Source organism: Azospirillum ramasamyi, assembly GCF_003233655.1.
Taxonomy (GTDB): Bacteria; Pseudomonadota; Alphaproteobacteria; order Azospirillales; family Azospirillaceae; genus Azospirillum; species Azospirillum ramasamyi.
In genome coordinates this window covers 356,343-372,283 of the sequence record NZ_CP029829.1, presented here as the reverse complement: position 1 = coordinate 372,283, position 15,941 = coordinate 356,343, and the positions used below count along the sequence as shown (strand labels likewise).

Annotated in this window: 25 protein-coding genes; 3 read left to right on the top strand and 22 right to left on the bottom strand. The window is 66.0% G+C overall.

Features of this window, described 5'->3' with window-relative positions; translation table 11 throughout:
- Window positions 1-9: 9 nt before the first annotated feature.
- The 3 genes from DM194_RS01725 to DM194_RS01715 form a co-directional block, all read right to left on the bottom strand.
- Complete coding sequence (locus DM194_RS01725; RefSeq protein ID WP_111065638.1) at window positions 10-1,335, bottom strand: O-acetylhomoserine aminocarboxypropyltransferase; 1,326 nt, start codon at window positions 1,333-1,335, stop codon at window positions 10-12.
- 183 nt (window positions 1,336-1,518) lie between these two features.
- Complete coding sequence (locus tag DM194_RS01720) at window positions 1,519-2,670, bottom strand: carboxylate-amine ligase (RefSeq protein WP_162629948.1); 1,152 nt, start codon at window positions 2,668-2,670, stop codon at window positions 1,519-1,521.
- A gap of 19 nt (window positions 2,671-2,689) precedes the next feature.
- Complete coding sequence (locus DM194_RS01715; RefSeq protein WP_111065636.1) at window positions 2,690-3,592, bottom strand: N-formylglutamate amidohydrolase; 903 nt, start codon at window positions 3,590-3,592, stop codon at window positions 2,690-2,692.
- A gap of 119 nt (window positions 3,593-3,711) precedes the next feature.
- Between DM194_RS01715 and DM194_RS01710 the strand changes: the two genes are divergently transcribed.
- The 3 genes from DM194_RS01710 to DM194_RS01700 all read left to right on the top strand — a co-directional run bounded on the left by DM194_RS01710 (window position 3,712) and on the right by DM194_RS01700 (window position 6,376).
- Entirely contained in the window at window positions 3,712-4,431 is a 720-nt protein-coding gene (locus DM194_RS01710) for an MBT domain-containing protein (protein ID WP_111065635.1), read from the top strand.
- Window positions 4,432-4,539: 108 nt separating this feature from the next.
- Window positions 4,540-5,457 (top strand): DMT family transporter, encoded by a 918-nt coding sequence (locus DM194_RS01705; RefSeq protein WP_111065634.1) that lies wholly within the window; start codon window positions 4,540-4,542, stop codon window positions 5,455-5,457.
- Window positions 5,458-5,605: 148 nt separating this feature from the next.
- A complete protein-coding gene (locus tag DM194_RS01700) occupies window positions 5,606-6,376 on the top strand; it encodes a FadR/GntR family transcriptional regulator (RefSeq protein ID WP_111065633.1) in 771 nt (256 codons plus the stop codon).
- Between the two features lie 93 nt (window positions 6,377-6,469).
- Here the strand turns inward: DM194_RS01700 and DM194_RS01695 are convergent, their stop codons facing one another.
- From DM194_RS01695 to rplB, 19 genes are all read right to left on the bottom strand, one after another.
- Complete coding sequence (locus DM194_RS01695; RefSeq protein ID WP_111065632.1) at window positions 6,470-7,117, bottom strand: adenylate kinase; 648 nt, start codon at window positions 7,115-7,117, stop codon at window positions 6,470-6,472.
- Window positions 7,117-8,457, bottom strand: coding sequence for a preprotein translocase subunit SecY (secY, locus tag DM194_RS01690; protein ID WP_111065631.1), 1,341 nt, complete (start codon window positions 8,455-8,457; stop codon window positions 7,117-7,119). The genes DM194_RS01695 and secY overlap by 1 nt, the downstream gene beginning before the upstream one ends.
- 123 nt (window positions 8,458-8,580) lie before the next feature.
- A complete protein-coding gene (gene rplO, locus DM194_RS01685; RefSeq protein ID WP_111065630.1) occupies window positions 8,581-9,066 on the bottom strand; it encodes a 50S ribosomal protein L15 in 486 nt (161 codons plus the stop codon).
- Between the two features lie 4 nt (window positions 9,067-9,070).
- Window positions 9,071-9,262, bottom strand: coding sequence for a 50S ribosomal protein L30 (gene rpmD, locus DM194_RS01680; protein WP_111065629.1), 192 nt, complete (start codon window positions 9,260-9,262; stop codon window positions 9,071-9,073).
- Between the two features lie 2 nt (window positions 9,263-9,264).
- A complete protein-coding gene (gene rpsE / locus DM194_RS01675; protein WP_014246902.1) occupies window positions 9,265-9,834 on the bottom strand; it encodes a 30S ribosomal protein S5 in 570 nt (189 codons plus the stop codon).
- Between the two features lie 12 nt (window positions 9,835-9,846).
- Window positions 9,847-10,209 (bottom strand): 50S ribosomal protein L18, encoded by a 363-nt coding sequence (gene rplR / locus DM194_RS01670; protein ID WP_063633870.1) that lies wholly within the window; start codon window positions 10,207-10,209, stop codon window positions 9,847-9,849.
- Window positions 10,210-10,214: 5 nt separating this feature from the next.
- Window positions 10,215-10,748 carry a 50S ribosomal protein L6 gene (rplF, locus tag DM194_RS01665; protein ID WP_111065628.1) on the bottom strand — a complete coding sequence of 178 codons (534 nt, stop codon included), beginning with the start codon at window positions 10,746-10,748 and terminating at the stop codon, window positions 10,215-10,217.
- 13 nt (window positions 10,749-10,761) lie between these two features.
- Entirely contained in the window at window positions 10,762-11,160 is a 399-nt protein-coding gene (gene rpsH / locus DM194_RS01660) for a 30S ribosomal protein S8 (RefSeq protein WP_042694090.1), read from the bottom strand.
- A gap of 13 nt (window positions 11,161-11,173) precedes the next feature.
- Window positions 11,174-11,479, bottom strand: a complete 306-nt coding sequence (rpsN, locus tag DM194_RS01655; RefSeq protein ID WP_098740488.1) for a 30S ribosomal protein S14 — start codon at window positions 11,477-11,479, stop codon at window positions 11,174-11,176.
- A 15-nt stretch (window positions 11,480-11,494) separates the two neighbouring features.
- On the bottom strand, window positions 11,495-12,037 hold the full coding sequence (gene rplE / locus DM194_RS01650) for a 50S ribosomal protein L5 (protein WP_012973217.1): 543 nt from the start codon (window positions 12,035-12,037) through the stop codon (window positions 11,495-11,497).
- A gap of 10 nt (window positions 12,038-12,047) precedes the next feature.
- Window positions 12,048-12,365, bottom strand: a complete 318-nt coding sequence (gene rplX / locus DM194_RS01645) for a 50S ribosomal protein L24 (RefSeq protein WP_111065627.1) — start codon at window positions 12,363-12,365, stop codon at window positions 12,048-12,050.
- A complete protein-coding gene (rplN, locus tag DM194_RS01640) occupies window positions 12,365-12,733 on the bottom strand; it encodes a 50S ribosomal protein L14 (RefSeq protein WP_012973215.1) in 369 nt (122 codons plus the stop codon). Before rplN ends, rplX begins: the two co-directional genes overlap by 1 nt.
- Before the next feature lie 19 nt (window positions 12,734-12,752).
- Complete coding sequence (gene rpsQ / locus DM194_RS01635; protein ID WP_042694099.1) at window positions 12,753-13,007, bottom strand: 30S ribosomal protein S17; 255 nt, start codon at window positions 13,005-13,007, stop codon at window positions 12,753-12,755.
- Window positions 13,008-13,019: 12 nt separating this feature from the next.
- Window positions 13,020-13,226, bottom strand: a complete 207-nt coding sequence (rpmC, locus tag DM194_RS01630; RefSeq protein WP_111065626.1) for a 50S ribosomal protein L29 — start codon at window positions 13,224-13,226, stop codon at window positions 13,020-13,022.
- Window positions 13,223-13,654, bottom strand: a complete 432-nt coding sequence (gene rplP / locus DM194_RS01625; protein WP_014246894.1) for a 50S ribosomal protein L16 — start codon at window positions 13,652-13,654, stop codon at window positions 13,223-13,225. Before rplP ends, rpmC begins: the two co-directional genes overlap by 4 nt.
- 12 nt (window positions 13,655-13,666) lie before the next feature.
- Entirely contained in the window at window positions 13,667-14,416 is a 750-nt protein-coding gene (rpsC, locus tag DM194_RS01620) for a 30S ribosomal protein S3 (RefSeq protein ID WP_014246893.1), read from the bottom strand.
- Window positions 14,416-14,811, bottom strand: a complete 396-nt coding sequence (gene rplV, locus DM194_RS01615) for a 50S ribosomal protein L22 (RefSeq protein ID WP_109110121.1) — start codon at window positions 14,809-14,811, stop codon at window positions 14,416-14,418. The genes rpsC and rplV overlap by 1 nt, the downstream gene beginning before the upstream one ends.
- Before the next feature lie 3 nt (window positions 14,812-14,814).
- Window positions 14,815-15,093 carry a 30S ribosomal protein S19 gene (gene rpsS, locus DM194_RS01610; RefSeq protein ID WP_012973209.1) on the bottom strand — a complete coding sequence of 93 codons (279 nt, stop codon included), beginning with the start codon at window positions 15,091-15,093 and terminating at the stop codon, window positions 14,815-14,817.
- Between the two features lie 12 nt (window positions 15,094-15,105).
- Window positions 15,106-15,933, bottom strand: coding sequence for a 50S ribosomal protein L2 (gene rplB, locus DM194_RS01605; RefSeq protein ID WP_111065625.1), 828 nt, complete (start codon window positions 15,931-15,933; stop codon window positions 15,106-15,108).
- Window positions 15,934-15,941: the final 8 nt, after the last annotated feature.

The window sequence follows — 15,941 nt, the reverse complement described above, 5'->3', positions numbered from 1 at the left end:
GCGCGGCCCTCAGCCCTTGGTGGCGGCGCGCAGCGCCTGCTTCAGATCGTCGATCAGGTCTTCGCAATCCTCCAGCCCGATGGACAGGCGGATCATGTCCTCCCCCACCCCGGCGGCGGCGAGCGCCTCCGCATCCAACTGGGCATGGGTGGTGCTGGCGGGATGGATGACCAGCGACTTGGCGTCGCCGACATTGGCGAGGTGCGAGAACAGGGTCAGCGACTCGATGAAGCGGCGTCCCGCCTCGCGGCTGCCGCCCTCCCCGCCGCCGCGGATGCCGAAGGAAATGATGGAGCCGGCACCGTGCGGCAGCAGCCGGGAGGCCAGCGCATGGTCGGGATGGTCGACCAGCTCCGGGTAGGAAATCCAGGCGACGGCACCCTTCTCGGCGTTCAGCTCCCCTTCCAGGAAGCAGACGACCTTGCGGGCGTTGTGGATGTGGCACTTCATCCGCAGCGGCAGCGTTTCCACCCCCTGCAGGATCTGGAAGGCGTTCATCGGGCTCATGCAGGCGCCGAAATCGCGCAGGCCCTCGGCGCGGGCTCGGGCGATGAAGGCGGCCGGGCCGTATTCCTCGGCGAAATCGATGCCGTGATAGCCGGCATAGGGCTCGGTCAGGGTCGGGAACTTGCCCGAGGCCTCCCAATCGAACCGGCCGCCGTCGATCACCACGCCGCCGATGGCTGTGCCGTGCCCGCTCAGCCACTTGGTGCAGGAATGCATGACGATGTCGGCGCCATGCTCGAACGGACGGCAGAGATAGGGGGTGGTGAAGGTCGAATCGATCATCAGCGGGATGCCGGCCTGATGCGCGATGGCCGCGACCTTCGGCACGTCCAGCACCTCCAGTCCCGGATTGCCCAGCACCTCGCCGAAGACCAGCCGGGTTTCCGGACGGATCGCCGCGCGGATGCCGTCGAGATCGCGCGGATGGACGAATGTGGTGGTGATGCCGAATCGCGGCAGCGTGTAGGCCAGCAGGTTGCGGCTGCCGCCATAGATGGAGGAGGAGGCGACGATGTGCCCGTCCGCCCCCATCAGCGTCATGATCGCCAGCGTCATGGCGGCCTGCCCGCTGGCGGTGCAGACGGCGCCCACCCCGCCTTCCAGCGTCGCCAGCCGTTCTTCCAGAACCGCGACGGTGGGGTTGGAGATGCGCGAATAGATGTGGCCCGGCCGTTCCAGGTTGAACAGGGCGGCCGCCTGATCGACGTCGTTGAAGACGTAGGAGGAGGTCAGGTGGATCGGAACCGCCCGCGCCCCGGTCGCCGGATCGGGCCGCTGCCCCGCATGAAGACTCTGCGTATCGAACTTCAGGAACTTGGCGCCCGCCATGCCCCTCCCTCCCCTTGGATTGGAAAGAGGGCCGCCTATGGTTGAGCGGCCCTCTCTGTTTGTCAGCTTTTTATTTGCCAGCCCTGTTCAACCCGCATAGCAGCGGCATCGACAGTGCGGAAGCGTATGGAGACATGACGCGCGCGTCAAGGTGGTTGGAACGAACCGTGCGCCGGGAACGTCTCAAGCGGCCCGTTCGTCCGCCGCGACTCCCACCATGGTTTCCTCCACCAGCCAGTCCACCACCCGGCGCAGCGCCTCGTCCTCGTCGGCGCCGTCGGCGAGCGCCGCCTGGAAGATTTCGATCTGCCGATGGGCGCTGGTGCCGCGGGCCACGATCTCGCGCGCCCGCTCGACCTCGGCGGTGCAGCCGAAATGCTCGGCATCCTCGCGGGTCAGCTCGATGATCTCGTCCAGCAGGTCGGCATAGGGCACGATGCGGCCCTGGCCGAAATCGACCAGCCCGCTGTCCAGGCCATAGCGCTGGGCGCGCCAGCGGTTCTCCTCGATCAGCAGGTTCTTGTAGGGACGCCAGGTGACGTTGCGCAGCTTCAGCCGCCACAGCATGCGCAGCAGGCAGCGGTAGAGCGCCGCCACCGTGACGGCATCGTCCAGCCGGGTGCAGATGTCGGTGATGCGCATCTCCAGCGTCGGAAAGCGCGAGGACGGGCGGATGTCCCACCACAGCTTGCTGGCATCCTCGATCACCCCGGCATTCACCAGGACCGCGACATGGCTCTGGTACTCGCCGTAGCTCTGGAAGCCGGCGGGCATGCCGGTGCGCGGCAGTTCGTGCCACACGCTCAGCCGGTAGGACCGGCGCTCCATGTCGCGTCCGCGCCAGAAGGGCGATGAGGTCGACAGCGCCAGCAGATGCGGCAGGAAATAGCGGACCTGGTTCATCAGGTCGATGCGCAGGTCGTCGTCCTCGACCCCGATATGGACATGCATGCCGCAGATCATCAGCCGCCGGGCCGGCGCGCCCAGGTCGCGCGCCAGCATGTTGTAGCGGTCGCGGTTGGTGTGCTTCTGCGGCTCCCACGCGGCGAATGGATGGGTGGAGGCGGCGATCGGCGCCAGCCCGTAGCGTCCGGCCACCCCGGCCACCGTGGCGCGCAGGGTCGCCAGTTCGGCCCGCGCCTCGGCCAGCGTCTCGCAGACCGGGGTGCCGACCTCGATCTGGCAGCGCAGGAATTCCGGATGGATGCGGCCGGGCGCCTGCTCCTGGCAGGCTTCCAGCATCTCGTCCGGCGGGCTCTGCACGATGTCGCGCGTGCCACGGTCCACCAGCAGGTATTCTTCTTCCAGGCCCAGGGTGAAGGACGGTTCGGTCACGGCGGCTTCCATCTCGTGTTCAGGCCCGCGGATAATGCCGGATGACGGCCAGCGACGGCAGGGCCAGCAGCGGCTCCAGCGCGTCGCCGATCACCTGCGCCCACAAATCGGCCCCCTCCGGCGTCGCGATCAGATCCTGCCGCACCTCCAGCAGGACGTTGGGATAGCCGGCGGGCGTCGCGTGGGTCTCCACCGTGCCGCCCAGGGTGCCGCGACCGGAATAGGGCTGGTTGTCGCCGACGCACCAGCGCCCGTCGGACGTCAGCGCCTCGATCAGCGGCACCGGAAGGCGCGGGTCGTTGTCCCATAGCACGCCGATGTGCCAGGGCCGCGCCACACCGCGCATGGCGGGGGTGAAGCTGTGGACCGACACCATCACCGGCACCTGCCCGCGCCGGCGGATCGCCGACAGCGCCGCCGCCACCGCCGCATGGTAGGGATGGAACAGCGCCTCCACCCGCCTCGCCTGCTCGTCGGCATCCAGGGCGCGGTTGCCGGGGATCACCACGTCGTCGCTGACCACCGGGATGGCGGTCGGATCCTCCAGCGCACGATTCGGGTCGATCACCAGCCGGGAGAAGCCGGACAGCACCGCCGTGGCGCCGAACCGCGCGGCCAGCCGCCGCGTCACCTCCGCCGCGCCGATGTCGTAGGCGATGTGACGGCAAAGCTGCTCCTCCGGCAGGCCCAGGTCGCCCAGCGCCTTGGGGATCGCCCGGGAGGCATGGTCGCAAACCAGCAGCAGCGGCCCGTCCGCATCCGGGTTCAGCGTGGTCGCCGGCGGCGGATCGTCCGGCCCCAGCAGCGGAACGGCGATTCGCGGGGCGGGCGTCGGCGCGGTGACCGGCTGCCGGTGTTCGGACGGACCGTCCTGGGATTGGCCGGCGGGGTGCGGGGTGTCTTGCGGGGTGGAGGCAACCATGCGCCACACTAACGCAACCGCCGCGCCGTGCGGAAGCGCGGCCGATGGTGGTAGCCCGATCGGCAAGCTGTTACGCTGCTCTTCCCTTTCCGCGCGAACCCACCCGGAAGACAGCCCGCATGCTTCGCCTGCTCACCCTCTGCCTTGCCGTGATGGCGCTGCTCAGCGCCTGCGGCCCCGTCTATGAGACCCAGTACAGCCTGATACCGCCCGGTTCGGCAGAGGGGCGGCTGTGCGTCAACCAGTGCCAGCAGAACCGCAACTTCTGTCGCCAGAACTGCAGCCTGACCCAACAGGCCTGCGTGAACGAGGCGAGGTCGCGGGCACTCTACGAGTATCAGGCTTATGTCAACCGGCAGCAGGCGGAAAAGAAGCCGATCAAGAAAACGGTCAGCAACTTCGACCGCTCCTATTCCTGCGGCAACAGCAGCTGCGAGCCGCGGTGCGAGGCCGATTACCGCGACTGCTTCGGCGGAAGCTGCGGCGGCCAGGTGATTGCCCGGAGCGTCTGCACCGCCTTCTGCGACCAGGAGAAACCCGCGCCGGTCGCCGCAGCCGCGCCGCGGCTGAGCCCGATGCCGCCGGGCACGGCCCAATCTCCGGTCCAATCCATGGTCCAGGCCCAACCCCCGGCGGCAGCCATCACCACCGGGCGCTACCCGGCCGGCGCCTCGCTGTGCCAGCCCGGCATGCGGGTGGAAGTGGAATGGAAGGGCGACTGGTATGCCGCCACGGTGAAGGACAAGCCGCGCAAGGACGGCCGCTGCCCGATCCACTATGATGATTTCGGATCGGAAGACGACGAATCGGTGTCGCTGCGCCGCATCCGCCCGCGCTGACCGACACCCCCCCGTGCCGACACCGTAAAGGCGAAAGCAGGACGCGCACGGCAGCCATGCCGCGCATCCTGCTGGCCTGCCAAATCATCGGCGGATATAAGCGATCCCATGCCAGACGCCAGTGCCCTCCCGCTCGACCAAGCATCCCGGACGCAACGCATCGCTCTGATCGCCTTGCTGCTGGGGGCACTCGGCATTGCCTTCGCCCCGATTTTCGTCCGCCTGTCCGATGTCGGTCCGGTCGCCACCGGCTTCTGGCGTATGGCGCTGGCGACCCCGGTGCTGGCGCTGTGGATGATCGGCGAATCGCGTCAGCGCAGCGGCCGAGCCAGCCGGCGCCCGTCCTCGCTCGCCGATTACGGCCGGCTGTCCCTGGCCGGGCTCTTCTTTGCCGGTGATCTGGCGGTCTGGCACACCTCCATCCGCTACACCTCGGTCGCCAACGCCACGCTGCTGGCCAATTTCGCACCGCTGTTCGTGGCGCCGGCCGCCTGGTTCCTGTTCAAGGAGCGCATCACCGGCCGCTTCGTTCTGGGCATGCTGCTGGCACTGGCCGGTGCGATCGTGCTGATGGGGCAGAGCTTCCAACTCAGCGCCGACCACCTGTTCGGCGACGCGCTGGGCCTGCTGACCGCCGTCTTCTATGCCGGCTACATCCTGTCGGTCGGGCATCTGCGTTCCGAGTTCTCCACCGCGACCATCATGACCTGGAGCGGCGTCATCACCGCAGCCGTGCTGCTGCCGCTCGGCCTTTACGACGGCGAGGCGATGCTGCCGGCGACCGCCGCCGGATGGCTGGTGCTGGCCGGGCTGGCCTTGTTCAGCCATGCGGGCGGACAGAGCCTGATCGCCTACGCGCTGGCCCATCTCCCGGCCTCCTTCTCGTCCGTCAGCCTGCTGCTGCAGCCGGCCGCCGCCGCGATCCTCGCCTGGATCCTGCTGGACGAACCGCTGGGAACGCTGCAGGCGGTCGGCGCCGCGGTCATCCTGATGGGCATCCTGATGGCCCGGCGCGGCAGCCGCTGACCCCTGGCGCACAGCCTGAACCGTCATAGGCTTCATCCCACGGCCATGGAGCCGCAGCCGCCTGTCGGCCATTGACCCCGCCCGCCCGGACCGCTACCGGTATTACCAAATGCCGATGAACCGATTTTTGATCAAAGGGGAACCTCCCGTGCCCGGCACCGACGACAGCGCTCACGTCCCCTCCTCCTCACAGCGCATCTCGGAGTGGGTGGCTGAACAGCTTCTCGACCGCATCGCGCGCGGCGAGTTGGTGCCGGGAGAGCGTCTGCCGGGCGAACGCCAGCTTGCCGAACAGTTGCATGTCAGCCGGGTCTCGGTCCGGGCGGCCCTGCAGAAGCTGAAGACCCAGGGATTCCTGACCGCTGTCCAGGGCGGCGGCACCCGCGTGGTGTCCTCCGCCGGGGTGATGGACGGCGCGCTGACCACCATGGTGCGCAGCACCCACCAGAACCTGTGCGACCTCGTCGAGATCCGCATGGCACTGGAAAGCTGGGCGGCGCGCCGTGCCGCCGAACGGGCGACTCAGGAACAGATCGACACCATCGGCCACATCCTGGCCGCGATGAGTGAAACCAACCGCGATGGCGGCCGCGCCGCCGACGACATGGATTTCCATGTCGCCGTCGCCCAGGCATCCGGCAGCCCGGTCTATCTGCACCTGCTCTCCACCATCCGCGACATCCTCGGCAACATGGTCGAGATGAAGCACACCGAGCCCTTCATGGAGAATCACGAGGCGCTGATGATCGAGCATCACCGCGCCATCCATCAAGCCATCGCCCGCCGCGATCCCGATGCCGCCGCCAACGCAGTCACCGCCCATCTCGGCTGGATCCTGGCCCGCTACCGCACCATGACCGAAGACTCCGGCACCCCGGCCGAGGGCGCCCCCTCCGCCGCCGATACGCCTGAACAATAACGGCCCGGCGTCGCCGCGCTGGACCGCCCGAAACGAAAAGGCCGCAGTTCCAACCGGAGACTGCGGCCTCTTCTATTGGACCCGATTCAACCCTCAACCCGCGAGGATCGCCTCGATCTCCTTCGTCACATCGTCGATGTCGGCCATGCCGTCCACCGTCTTCAGCACCCCCCGACCCTGGTAATAGGGCAGAATCGGCGCGGTCTGCTGGTGATACTGGGCCAGGCGGGTCGTCACCGTCTCGGCGTTGTCGTCGGCGCGCCGCTTGAACTCGGTGCTGCCGCAGACGTCGCAGACGCCCTCCACCTTCGGCTTCTCAAAGACGTCGTGATAGCCCTTGCCGCATTTCGCACAGGTGTAGCGGCCGGTGACGCGCTCGACCAGGGCATCGTCGACAACCCGCATCTCGATCACGTGATCGAGCTTGAGGCCCTTCTCCTCCAGCATCTTGTCCAGCGCCTCGGCCTGGGCAACGGTGCGCGGGAAGCCGTCGAGGATGAAGCCGTTCTTGACGTCGGACTTGGAAATGCGTTCGGCGATCATGTCGACCATCAACTCGTCCGGCATCAGCTTGCCGGCGGCCATGATCTCCTTCGCCTGCTGCCCGAGCGGCCCGCCTTCCGCCACCATGGCGCGGAGCATGTCGCCCGTGGACAACTGCACCAGGCCACGCGTGTCTTCCAGACGGCGCGCCTGGGTCCCCTTCCCGGCGCCCGGCGGACCGAGCAGTATGAGGTTCATTACTTTCTCCCCCGAAGCTTCGATTTCTTGATCAATCCCTCATACTGGTGTGCCAGCAGGTGGGAATGAATCTGCGCAACCGTGTCCATCGTGACGGTGACCACGATCAGCAGGCTGGTGCCGCCAAAATAAAACGGAACCGAGTGCTGGGATATCAGGATTTCGGGGAGGAGACAAACCGCCACAAGGTAGGCGGAACCGACGACCGTCAACCGGGTCAGCACATAGTCGATGTGATCGGCGGTGTTCTTGCCGGGACGGATGCCGGGGATGAATCCGCCATACTTCCGCAGATTCTCCGCCGTCTCCGCCGGATTGAAGACGATCGCCGTGTAGAAGAAGCAGAAGAACACGATGAGCGCGGCATAGAGCAGCATGTAGAGCAGCGTGCCGTGCGCCAGATAGCTCGACACCGCCTGCAGCCACTCCGGCCCCCCGCCGCCGGCGAAGCCAACCGCGGTCAGCGGCAGAAGCAGCAGCGACGACGCGAAGATCGGTGGAATGACGCCGGCCGTGTTCAGCTTCAGCGGCAGGTGCGACGCTTCGCCGCCGAACACGCGGTTGCCGACCTGGCGCTTGGGGTACTGCACCAGCAGGCGGCGCTGGGCGCGCTCCATGAAGACGATGAAGAACACCACACCGACGGCCATCACCAGCATCAGGATGATGAAGAGCGTCGACAGAGCGCCCTGGCGGCCGAGTTCCAGCGTATTGACCAGCGCGCGCGGCAATTCGGCGACGATGCCGGCGAAGATGATCAGCGAGATGCCGTTGCCGATGCCGCGGGCGGTGATCTGCTCGCCCAGCCACATCAGGAACATGGTGCCGCCGACAAGCGTGATGACCGTGGCGATGCGGAAGAACAGCCCCGGATCGATCACCGCCGACCCGCTGGCGCCGCTCATCGCCTCAAGGCCGACCGCGAGGCCGTAGGCCTGCACCGTGGCGAGCGCCACCGTGCCGAACCGCGTGTACTGGTTCAGCTTCTTGCGCCCGGACTCGCCTTCCTTCTTCATGGCCTCCATCTGCGGCGACACGGCGGTCAGCAACTGCACGATGATGGACGCCGAGATGTACGGCATGATGTTGAGCGCGAAGATGGTCATGCGGCTGAGCGCGCCACCGGCCAGCATGTCGAACATGCCGAGGATGCCGCCGCCCTGCTGCTTGAAGACGTCGCTGAGAATTGTCGGGTCGATGCCCGGCAGCGGGATGTAGGTGCCCAGCCGGTAGACGATCAGGGCCGCCAAGGTGAACCAAATCCGCTTTTTCAGCTCGGTCGCCTTGGAGAAAGCCCCGAAATTGATGTTGGCGGCAAGCTGCTCGGCCGCTGATGCCATGGTCCAATCCCTGTCCCGTAAGCGCGAACGGGGCGGCACTGCATGACGCAGGCCGCCCCTCGCGACTTCGCTTTTTGTAGTGCCCCGAAAGCCCGCGCGCAAGCACGGGCTTCACGCGGAACCTTACTCGGCGGCTTCGGCGGCGGGCGCGGTCAGCGTAACGCTGCCACCCGCCTTTTCGACGGCCTCGATCGCCGACTTGGACGCGCCGGCGACCGTGAAGGAAACCTTCGAGGTCAGCTCGCCCTTGGCCAGCAGACGGACACCGTCCTTCTTCACCTTGCCGGTGACGCCGGCGGCGTTGAGCGCCGCGGCATCGATGGTCTCGGAGGCATTCAGCTTGCCCAGGTCGATGGCCTTCTGGACCATGCCCAGGTTAACCACCGAATACTCCTTGGCGAAGATGTTCCGGAAACCGCGCTTCGGCAGACGGCGGTGCAGAGGCATCTGCCCGCCTTCGAAGCCGTTGATCGCCACGCCGGTGCGCGAGGTCTGACCCTTCACGCCGCGGCCAGCGGTCTTGCCCTTGCCCGAACCGATACCGCGGCCGACGCGCATGCGCGCCTTCCGGGCACCGGCGTTGTCACGCAGGTCATTAAGCTTGGTCATGATCTCAGCCCTCGTTCTCGACGCGGACCAGGTGCGCGACCTTGGCGATCATGCCCCGCACGGCCGGAGTGTCCTCCAGCTCGCGGGTCCGGTGCAGCTTGTTGAGACCCAGACCGACCAGCGTCTCCCGCTGGTCGTGCTTACGGCCGATCGGGCTGGCGATCTGGGTCACGACGACGGTCTTCTTCTCCGCCATGATCAGGCCTCCTGTCCGGCGCCGGCCTCGCGACGGCCGAGGATGTCGCTGACGCGACGACCGCGACGCGCCGCGACGGAACGCGGGCTGGTGACCTGGGTCAGGGCGTCGAAGGTCGCCTTGATCATGTTGTGCGGGTTCGACGTGCCGATCGACTTGGTCACGACGTCAGCGACGCCGAGAGCCTCGAAGATCGCGCGCATCGGACCACCGGCGATGATGCCGGTACCGGCCGGAGCAGCGCGCAGCACGACCTTGCCGGCACCGAAGTGGCCGTTGGTGTCGTGATGCAGCGTGCGGCCTTCGCGCAGCGGGACCCGGATCATGCCGCGCTTGGCCTGATCGGTTGCCTTGCGAATGGCCTCCGGCACCTCACGGGCCTTGCCCGAACCGACGCCGACGCGGCCCTTGCCGTCGCCGACGACGACCAGAGCGGCGAAGCCGAAGCGACGACCACCCTTGACCACCTTGGCGACGCGGTTGATACCGACGAGCTTTTCGATCAGCTCGCTTTCTTCCCGCTCGCGCGGCTGCCGGTCGCGGTTATCCCGCTCCCCACGTTCACGTGCCATATCCGGGCCTCCTTAGAACGACAGCCCGCCCTCGCGGGCGGCGTCGGCCAGGGCCTTGACCCGGCCATGGTAAATGTACCCACCGCGATCGAAGACGACCTCGGTAATCCCAGCGGCCTTGGCGCGCTCGGCGATCAGACCGCCGATGCGCTTGGCAGCATCGACGTTGCCGCCGTGCTTGAGCTGCTCGCGCAGCTCCTTCTCCAGCGACGAGGCCGACGCGAGCGTCTTGCCGTTTTCGTCGTCGATGATCTGGGCGTAGATGTGCAGATTCGACCGGAAGACCGAGAGGCGAACGCGCCCGCCGGCCTTCTTGGCAATCTGCGCGCGCACGCGCTGCTTGCGGCGCTCGTGGAGTTGCTTTGGCTTCAGCATGGCGGTTACTTCTTCTTACCTTCCTTGCGCAGGACGGTTTCGGTCTCGTACTTGATGCCCTTGCCCTTATAGGGCTCCGGCTTCTTCCAGCCGCGGATCTCGGCAGCCACCTGGCCGACCTTGTGCTTGTCATAGCCGCTGACCGAAATGGCCGTCGGCTTGTCGCACTTGATCGTGATGCCTTCCGGGATCGGGTACTTCACGTCGTGCGAGAAGCCGAGCTGCATGACCAGCTCCTTGCCCTGCACGGCCGCGCGGTAACCGACGCCGTTGATCTCGAGGTTGATCGTGTAGCCCTGGCTGACACCGGTGACCATGTTGTTGATCAGGGTGCGCGAGGTCGCCCACATGGTGCGGGCGCGCTTGCTGTCGTTTGCCGGCTTCACCACCACCTTGCCGTCTTCCAGCGTGGCGATGATGTCGTCGATCAGGGTCAGGCTGAGTTGCCCCAGCTTGCCCTTGGCCGTCACCTGCTGACCGTCGACCTTCACGTCGACGCCAGCCGGGACCGGCACGGGATGCTTGCCAATGCGCGACATCTGCCAATCCCCCTTAGAACACGCGGCAGAGGACTTCACCGCCGACGTTGGCGGCGCGGGCCTCGTTGTCCGACATCACGCCGCGCGGGGTCGAAAGGATCGACAGACCGAGCCCGTTGTAGACACGGGGCAGGTCGGCGATCTTCGAGTAGACGCGACGGCCGGGCTTCGACACACGGGCGATCTGCTTAATGACAGGCTCGCCTTCGTGGTACTTCAGCTCGATCTTCAGGTTCTTGACGCCCGGACGCAGTTCTTCCTCGGACCAGCCGCGGATGAAGCCTTCACGCTTCAGAACTTCCAGGACGTTGACGCGCAGCTTAGACGCCGGGGAAACCACAACGGACATGCGGGCGTGCTGACCGTTACGGATGCGGGTCAGCATATCGCCGAGCGGATCGCTCAAAGACATTCTCGGACCCTCCTTACCAGCTCGACTTCGTCATGCCCGGAATCTGGCCGGTCGAGGCCAGTTCGCGGAGCGTGACGCGGGACAGCTTGAACTTGCGATAGAACGCGCGCGGACGCCCGGTCATTTCGCAGCGGTTCCGGATGCGCACCTTCGAGGAGTTGCGCGGCAGTTCGGCCAGCTTGAGGCGGGCGGCGAATTGCTCTTCCGGCGGGAGGGCCTTGTCGTTCGCGATTGCCTTCAGGCGCGCACGCTTGTTCGCGTACTGCTTGGCCAGCTTGGCGCGACGCTTGTTCTTTTCGATGGCACTGGTCTTAGCCATGGTCGTGCTCCAGCCTCAGCTCACGAACGGCATGTCGAAGCCCTTCAGGAGAGCCTTGGCTTCCTGGTCGGTCTTCGCCGAAGTGACGATGATGATGTCCATGCCGCGGATCTGATCGATCTTGTCGTAATCGATCTCCGGGAAAATGATCTGTTCCTTGACGCCCATGGCGTAGTTGCCACGGCCGTCGAAGCTGTCACCCGGGATGCCACGGAAGTCACGGACGCGCGGCAACGCAATCGTCACCAGGCGATCCAGGAACTCGTACATGCGGTCGCGGCGGAGCGTGACCTTGCAGCCGATCGCCATGCCTTCGCGCAGCTTGAACTGAGCGATCGACTTGCGCGACTTGGTCACCACCGGCTTCTGGCCGGTGATGGCGGCCATCTCGGCCACGGCGAGCTGGATCTTCTTGGAGTCGGCGACAGCCTCGCCGACACCCATGTTGACCACGATCTTCTCGATCCGCGGAACTTCCAGGTCGTTCTTGTAGCCGAATTCCGACTTAAGAGCGGCGCGGATCTTGGAGTCGTAAACTTCTTTCAAACGTGCGGTCATGCCCGGGCCCTCACAGGTCAATGACTTCGCCGGACCGCTTGGCGACACGCACCTTGCGGCCATCCTCAAGGACCTTGAAGCCGACGCGGGTCGGCTTGCCATCCTTGGGGTCGACGTGAGCGAGGTTGGAGACGTTGATCGGCGCCTCCATCTCGATGATGCCACCCTGCGAGCGGGCGCTGGCACGCTGGTGCTTCTTCACCACGTTCACGCCCTGCACAACGGCACGGTTCTCCTTCGGGAAAACCTTCAACACCTCGCCGGTCTTGCCCTTGTCACGGCCGGTCAGGACAATGACCTTGTCCTTGGTCTTGATCTTGGCGGCCATTACAGCACCTCCGGCGCCAGCGAGATGATCTTCATGAACTTCTTGCCGCGAAGCTCACGAGTGACCGGCCCGAAAATACGGGTGCCGATCGGCTCGCCCTGCTTGTTGATCAGCACGGCGGCGTTGCGGTCGAAACGGATCGCCGACCCGTCCTCCCGACGCAGTTCCTTCGCGGTGCGGACGATGACGGCGCGATGCACGTCGCCCTTCTTGACGCGGCCCTTCGGAATGGCCTCCTTGACCGAGACGACGATGACGTCGCCCACGGTCGCGACCTTCCGCTTGGACCCGCCAAGCACCTTGATGCACTGCACCCGGCGCGCCCCGCTGTTATCGGCGACTTCCAGGTTGGTTTGCATCTGGATCATTGTTTACGACCTTTCGTTATCACGCGGCGCCGCTGTCGGCGGCGGACTCCGTCACGACCGTCCAACGCTTGGACTTCGAGATCGGGCGGCACTCGATGATCGAAACGGTATCGCCGACCTTGAACTGGTTGCCCTCGTCGTGGGCGGCGTACTTCTTCGACTGACGAATGAACTTCTTGTACACGGGGTGCATGACACGGCGCTCGACAAGAACCGTAACGGTCTTGTCGCACTTGTCGCTGACCACCGTGCCCTGCAGAACGCGGCGAGGCATGGATGATCCCCCTTACTTGCCGGCGTCGGCGGAGCGGGCACGCTCGCCGATGATGGTCTTGATGCGGGCGATGTCGCGACGCACCGTGTTCACCCGCGCAGTGTTCTCCAGCTGGCCGGAGGCCTTCTGGAAACGCAGGTTGAACTGTTCCTTCTTGAGCTGGAGGAGCTGATCGTTCAGCTCATCCGCGCTCTTCGTACGAATGTCTACGGCCTTCATGCCGCGGTCTCCTCGACACCGCCCAGGCGGGTCACCAGCTTCACCTTGATCGGCAGCTTCGCGGCCGCCAGAGCGAAGGCGGTTTTTGCCACATCTGCCGGCACGCCGTCCAGTTCAAACAGGATGCGGCCGGGCTTCACGCGAGCCGCCCAGTACTCCGGCGAACCCTTACCGGAACCCATGCGGACTTCGGCGGGCTTGGTGGAGACGGGGAGGTCCGGGAAAATGCGGATCCAGACGCGGCCCTGACGCTTCATCGCACGGGTGATCGCGCGGCGGGCCGCTTCGATCTGACGGGCGGTGATGCGCTCCGGCTCCAGGGCCTTCAGGCCGAAGGAGCCGAAATTCAGGGCGGTGCCGCCCTTGGCGTTGCCGTGAATGCGGCCCTTGTGGGCCTTACGGAATTTCGTGCGCTTGGGAGAAAGCATCGCTCGGCCCCTTTACTCGCGTTCGGAGCGCTCGGAGCGCTCGCGACGGTCGCGGCGATCGTGACGATCGCGGCGCGGCTCGCCGTCGGTCGACACCGGCTCGGAACCCATGCGCTTGTCCTGCGCCATCGGGTCGTGAGCCATGACCTCGCCCTTGAACACCCACACCTTGACACCGCAGGTGCCGTAGGTGGTCTTGGCGGTGCCGACACCGTAATCGATGTCGGCGCGCAGGGTGTGCAGCGGAACGCGGCCTTCGCGGTACCACTCCATGCGGGCGATTTCCGCACCGCCGAGACGGCCGGAGCAGTTGATCCGGATGCCCTGGGCGCCCAGACGCATGGCGGACTGCACGGCACGCTTCATGGCGCGACGAAATGCCACGCGGCGCTCGAGCTGGCTGGCGATGTTCTCGGCGATGAGGCGAGCGTCGATTTCCGGCTTGCGGATCTCAACGATGTTCAGGCTCACCTCGCTGCCGGTCATCTTCGACAGCTCCTGACGCAGCTTCTCGATGTCCGCGCCCTTCTTGCCGATCACCACACCCGGACGAGCCGAGTGGATGGTGATGCGGGCCTTCTTGGCCGGACGTTCGATGACCACGCGGGAGCAGCCGGCCTGCTGCAGGCGGCCCTGCAGATAGCCACGCAGCTTCAGGTCCTGGTGCAGCAGATTGGCGTAGTCGCGCTTGGCGAACCAACGGCTGTCCCAAGTCCGGTTGATGCCGAGGCGCAGCCCGATCGGATTGATTTTCTGACCCATTACTCGGCCCCCTCGGCAACGGCGGCGTCACGCTCGCGAACGATGATCGTCAGGTTGCTGAACAGCTTCTCGACCCGGGCGCCGCGACCGCGGGCACGGGCGTGGAAGCGCTTCATCACCAGAGCGCGACCGACCGTCGCCGACGACACGTACAGACGGTCGACGTCGAGCTGGTGGTTGTTCTCTGCGTTCGCGATCGCGGCCTGCAGCACCTTCTTCACCTCGCCGGCGACGCGGCGCTTGGAGAAGGTCAGCTCCGCCACGGCGCGGCTGGCATCCATGTTCCGGATCAGCTGGGCGACGAGGTTGAGCTTCCGCGGGCTGGTGCGGATCATCGGATTGCGGGCCAGAGCCTCGTTCTCCGCGATCCGGCTGGGATTGGCAGACTTGCCCATGGCTTACTTCCTCTTCGCCTTCTTGTCCGCCGCGTGGCCATAGAAGGTCCGCGTCGGAGCGAACTCGCCGAACTTGTGACCGATCATGTGCTCGGTAACCAGAACCGGCAGGAACTTGTGGCCGTTGTAGACGCCGAACGTCAGACCGACGAACTGCGGCAGGATGGTCGAACGACGCGACCAGATCTTGATGATCTCGTTGCGACCCGAAGCCCGGCTCTTGTCCGCCTTCTTCAGCAGATAGCCGTCGACGAACGGGCCCTTCCAAACGGAGCGTGCCATCGTTCGACCTCCTTACTTCGAATGACGGCGGCGCAGGATCAGGCCATCCGTCTTCTTGTTGCTACGAGTCTTCTTGCCCTTGGTCGGCTTGCCCCACGGCGTGACCGGATGACGGCCGCCCGAGGTACGACCCTCACCACCACCGTGCGGGTGATCGATCGGGTTCATGGCGACGCCGCGGACCGACGGACGCTTGCCGAGCCAGCGCTTGCGACCGGCCTTGCCGAGGTTGGTGTTCATCTGGTCCGGGTTGGACACGGCACCGAGGGTGGCCATGCACTCGCCGCGAACCATGCGCAGCTCGCCGGACGGCAGCTTCAGCTGGGCGTAGCCGCCGTCGCGGCCGACCAGCTGCAGGTAGGTGCCGGCGGAACGAGCCACCTGACCACCCTTGCCGGCCTTCAGCTCGACGTTGTGCACGATCGAACCGACGGGGATGTTCTTCAGCGGCATGGCGTTGCCGGGCTTCACGTCGACGCGCTCGCCCGAGATCACCGTGTCGCCCACCTTCAGGCGCTGCGGCGCCAGGATGTAGGACAGAGTCCCATCCTGGTACTTGATCAGCGCGATGAAGGCCGTGCGGTTCGGATCATACTCGAGCCGCTCGACGGTGGCCGGAACGTCGAACTTGCGACGCTTGAAGTCCACCAGACGATAGGTCCGCTTGTGACCGCCACCAATGCGGCGCGCAGTGATGCGGCCGGTGTTGTTGCGGCCACCAGACTTGGTCAGGCCCTCGGTGAGGGTCTTGACCGGCTTGCCCTTCCACAGCTCCGAGCGGTCGACGATGACCAGCTGGCGGAGCGACGGCGTAATCGGGCGGTATTGCTTCAGAGCCATCGGATCAC

Excerpts from the sequence above, each read along its gene's own strand:
- DM194_RS01725 (WP_111065638.1), bottom strand. The coding sequence starts at position 1,335 with ATGGCGGGCGCCAAGTTCCTGAAGTTCGATACGCAGAGTCTTCATGCG.
- DM194_RS01715 (WP_111065636.1), bottom strand. The coding sequence starts at position 3,592 with ATGGTTGCCTCCACCCCGCAAGACACCCCGCACCCCGCCGGCCAATCC.
- DM194_RS01710 (WP_111065635.1), top strand. The coding sequence starts at position 3,712 with ATGCTTCGCCTGCTCACCCTCTGCCTTGCCGTGATGGCGCTGCTCAGC.
- DM194_RS01705 (WP_111065634.1), top strand. The coding sequence starts at position 4,540 with ATGCCAGACGCCAGTGCCCTCCCGCTCGACCAAGCATCCCGGACGCAA.
- DM194_RS01695 (WP_111065632.1), bottom strand. The coding sequence starts at position 7,117 with ATGAACCTCATACTGCTCGGTCCGCCGGGCGCCGGGAAGGGGACCCAG.
- secY (WP_111065631.1), bottom strand. The coding sequence starts at position 8,457 with ATGGCATCAGCGGCCGAGCAGCTTGCCGCCAACATCAATTTCGGGGCT.
- rplO (WP_111065630.1), bottom strand. The coding sequence starts at position 9,066 with ATGACCAAGCTTAATGACCTGCGTGACAACGCCGGTGCCCGGAAGGCG.
- rpmD (WP_111065629.1), bottom strand. The coding sequence starts at position 9,262 with ATGGCGGAGAAGAAGACCGTCGTCGTGACCCAGATCGCCAGCCCGATC.
- rpsE (WP_014246902.1), bottom strand. The coding sequence starts at position 9,834 with ATGGCACGTGAACGTGGGGAGCGGGATAACCGCGACCGGCAGCCGCGC.
- rplR (WP_063633870.1), bottom strand. The coding sequence starts at position 10,209 with ATGCTGAAGCCAAAGCAACTCCACGAGCGCCGCAAGCAGCGCGTGCGC.
- rplF (WP_111065628.1), bottom strand. The coding sequence starts at position 10,748 with ATGTCGCGCATTGGCAAGCATCCCGTGCCGGTCCCGGCTGGCGTCGAC.
- rpsH (WP_042694090.1), bottom strand. The coding sequence starts at position 11,160 with ATGTCTTTGAGCGATCCGCTCGGCGATATGCTGACCCGCATCCGTAAC.
- rpsN (WP_098740488.1), bottom strand. The coding sequence starts at position 11,479 with ATGGCTAAGACCAGTGCCATCGAAAAGAACAAGCGTCGCGCCAAGCTG.
- rplE (WP_012973217.1), bottom strand. The coding sequence starts at position 12,037 with ATGACCGCACGTTTGAAAGAAGTTTACGACTCCAAGATCCGCGCCGCT.
- rplX (WP_111065627.1), bottom strand. The coding sequence starts at position 12,365 with ATGGCCGCCAAGATCAAGACCAAGGACAAGGTCATTGTCCTGACCGGC.
- rplN (WP_012973215.1), bottom strand. The coding sequence starts at position 12,733 with ATGATCCAGATGCAAACCAACCTGGAAGTCGCCGATAACAGCGGGGCG.
- rpsQ (WP_042694099.1), bottom strand. The coding sequence starts at position 13,007 with ATGCCTCGCCGCGTTCTGCAGGGCACGGTGGTCAGCGACAAGTGCGAC.
- rpmC (WP_111065626.1), bottom strand. The coding sequence starts at position 13,226 with ATGAAGGCCGTAGACATTCGTACGAAGAGCGCGGATGAGCTGAACGAT.
- rplP (WP_014246894.1), bottom strand. The coding sequence starts at position 13,654 with ATGCTTTCTCCCAAGCGCACGAAATTCCGTAAGGCCCACAAGGGCCGC.
- rpsC (WP_014246893.1), bottom strand. The coding sequence starts at position 14,416 with ATGGGTCAGAAAATCAATCCGATCGGGCTGCGCCTCGGCATCAACCGG.
- rplV (WP_109110121.1), bottom strand. The coding sequence starts at position 14,811 with ATGGGCAAGTCTGCCAATCCCAGCCGGATCGCGGAGAACGAGGCTCTG.
- rpsS (WP_012973209.1), bottom strand. The coding sequence starts at position 15,093 with ATGGCACGCTCCGTTTGGAAGGGCCCGTTCGTCGACGGCTATCTGCTG.
- rplB (WP_111065625.1), bottom strand. The coding sequence starts at position 15,933 with ATGGCTCTGAAGCAATACCGCCCGATTACGCCGTCGCTCCGCCAGCTG.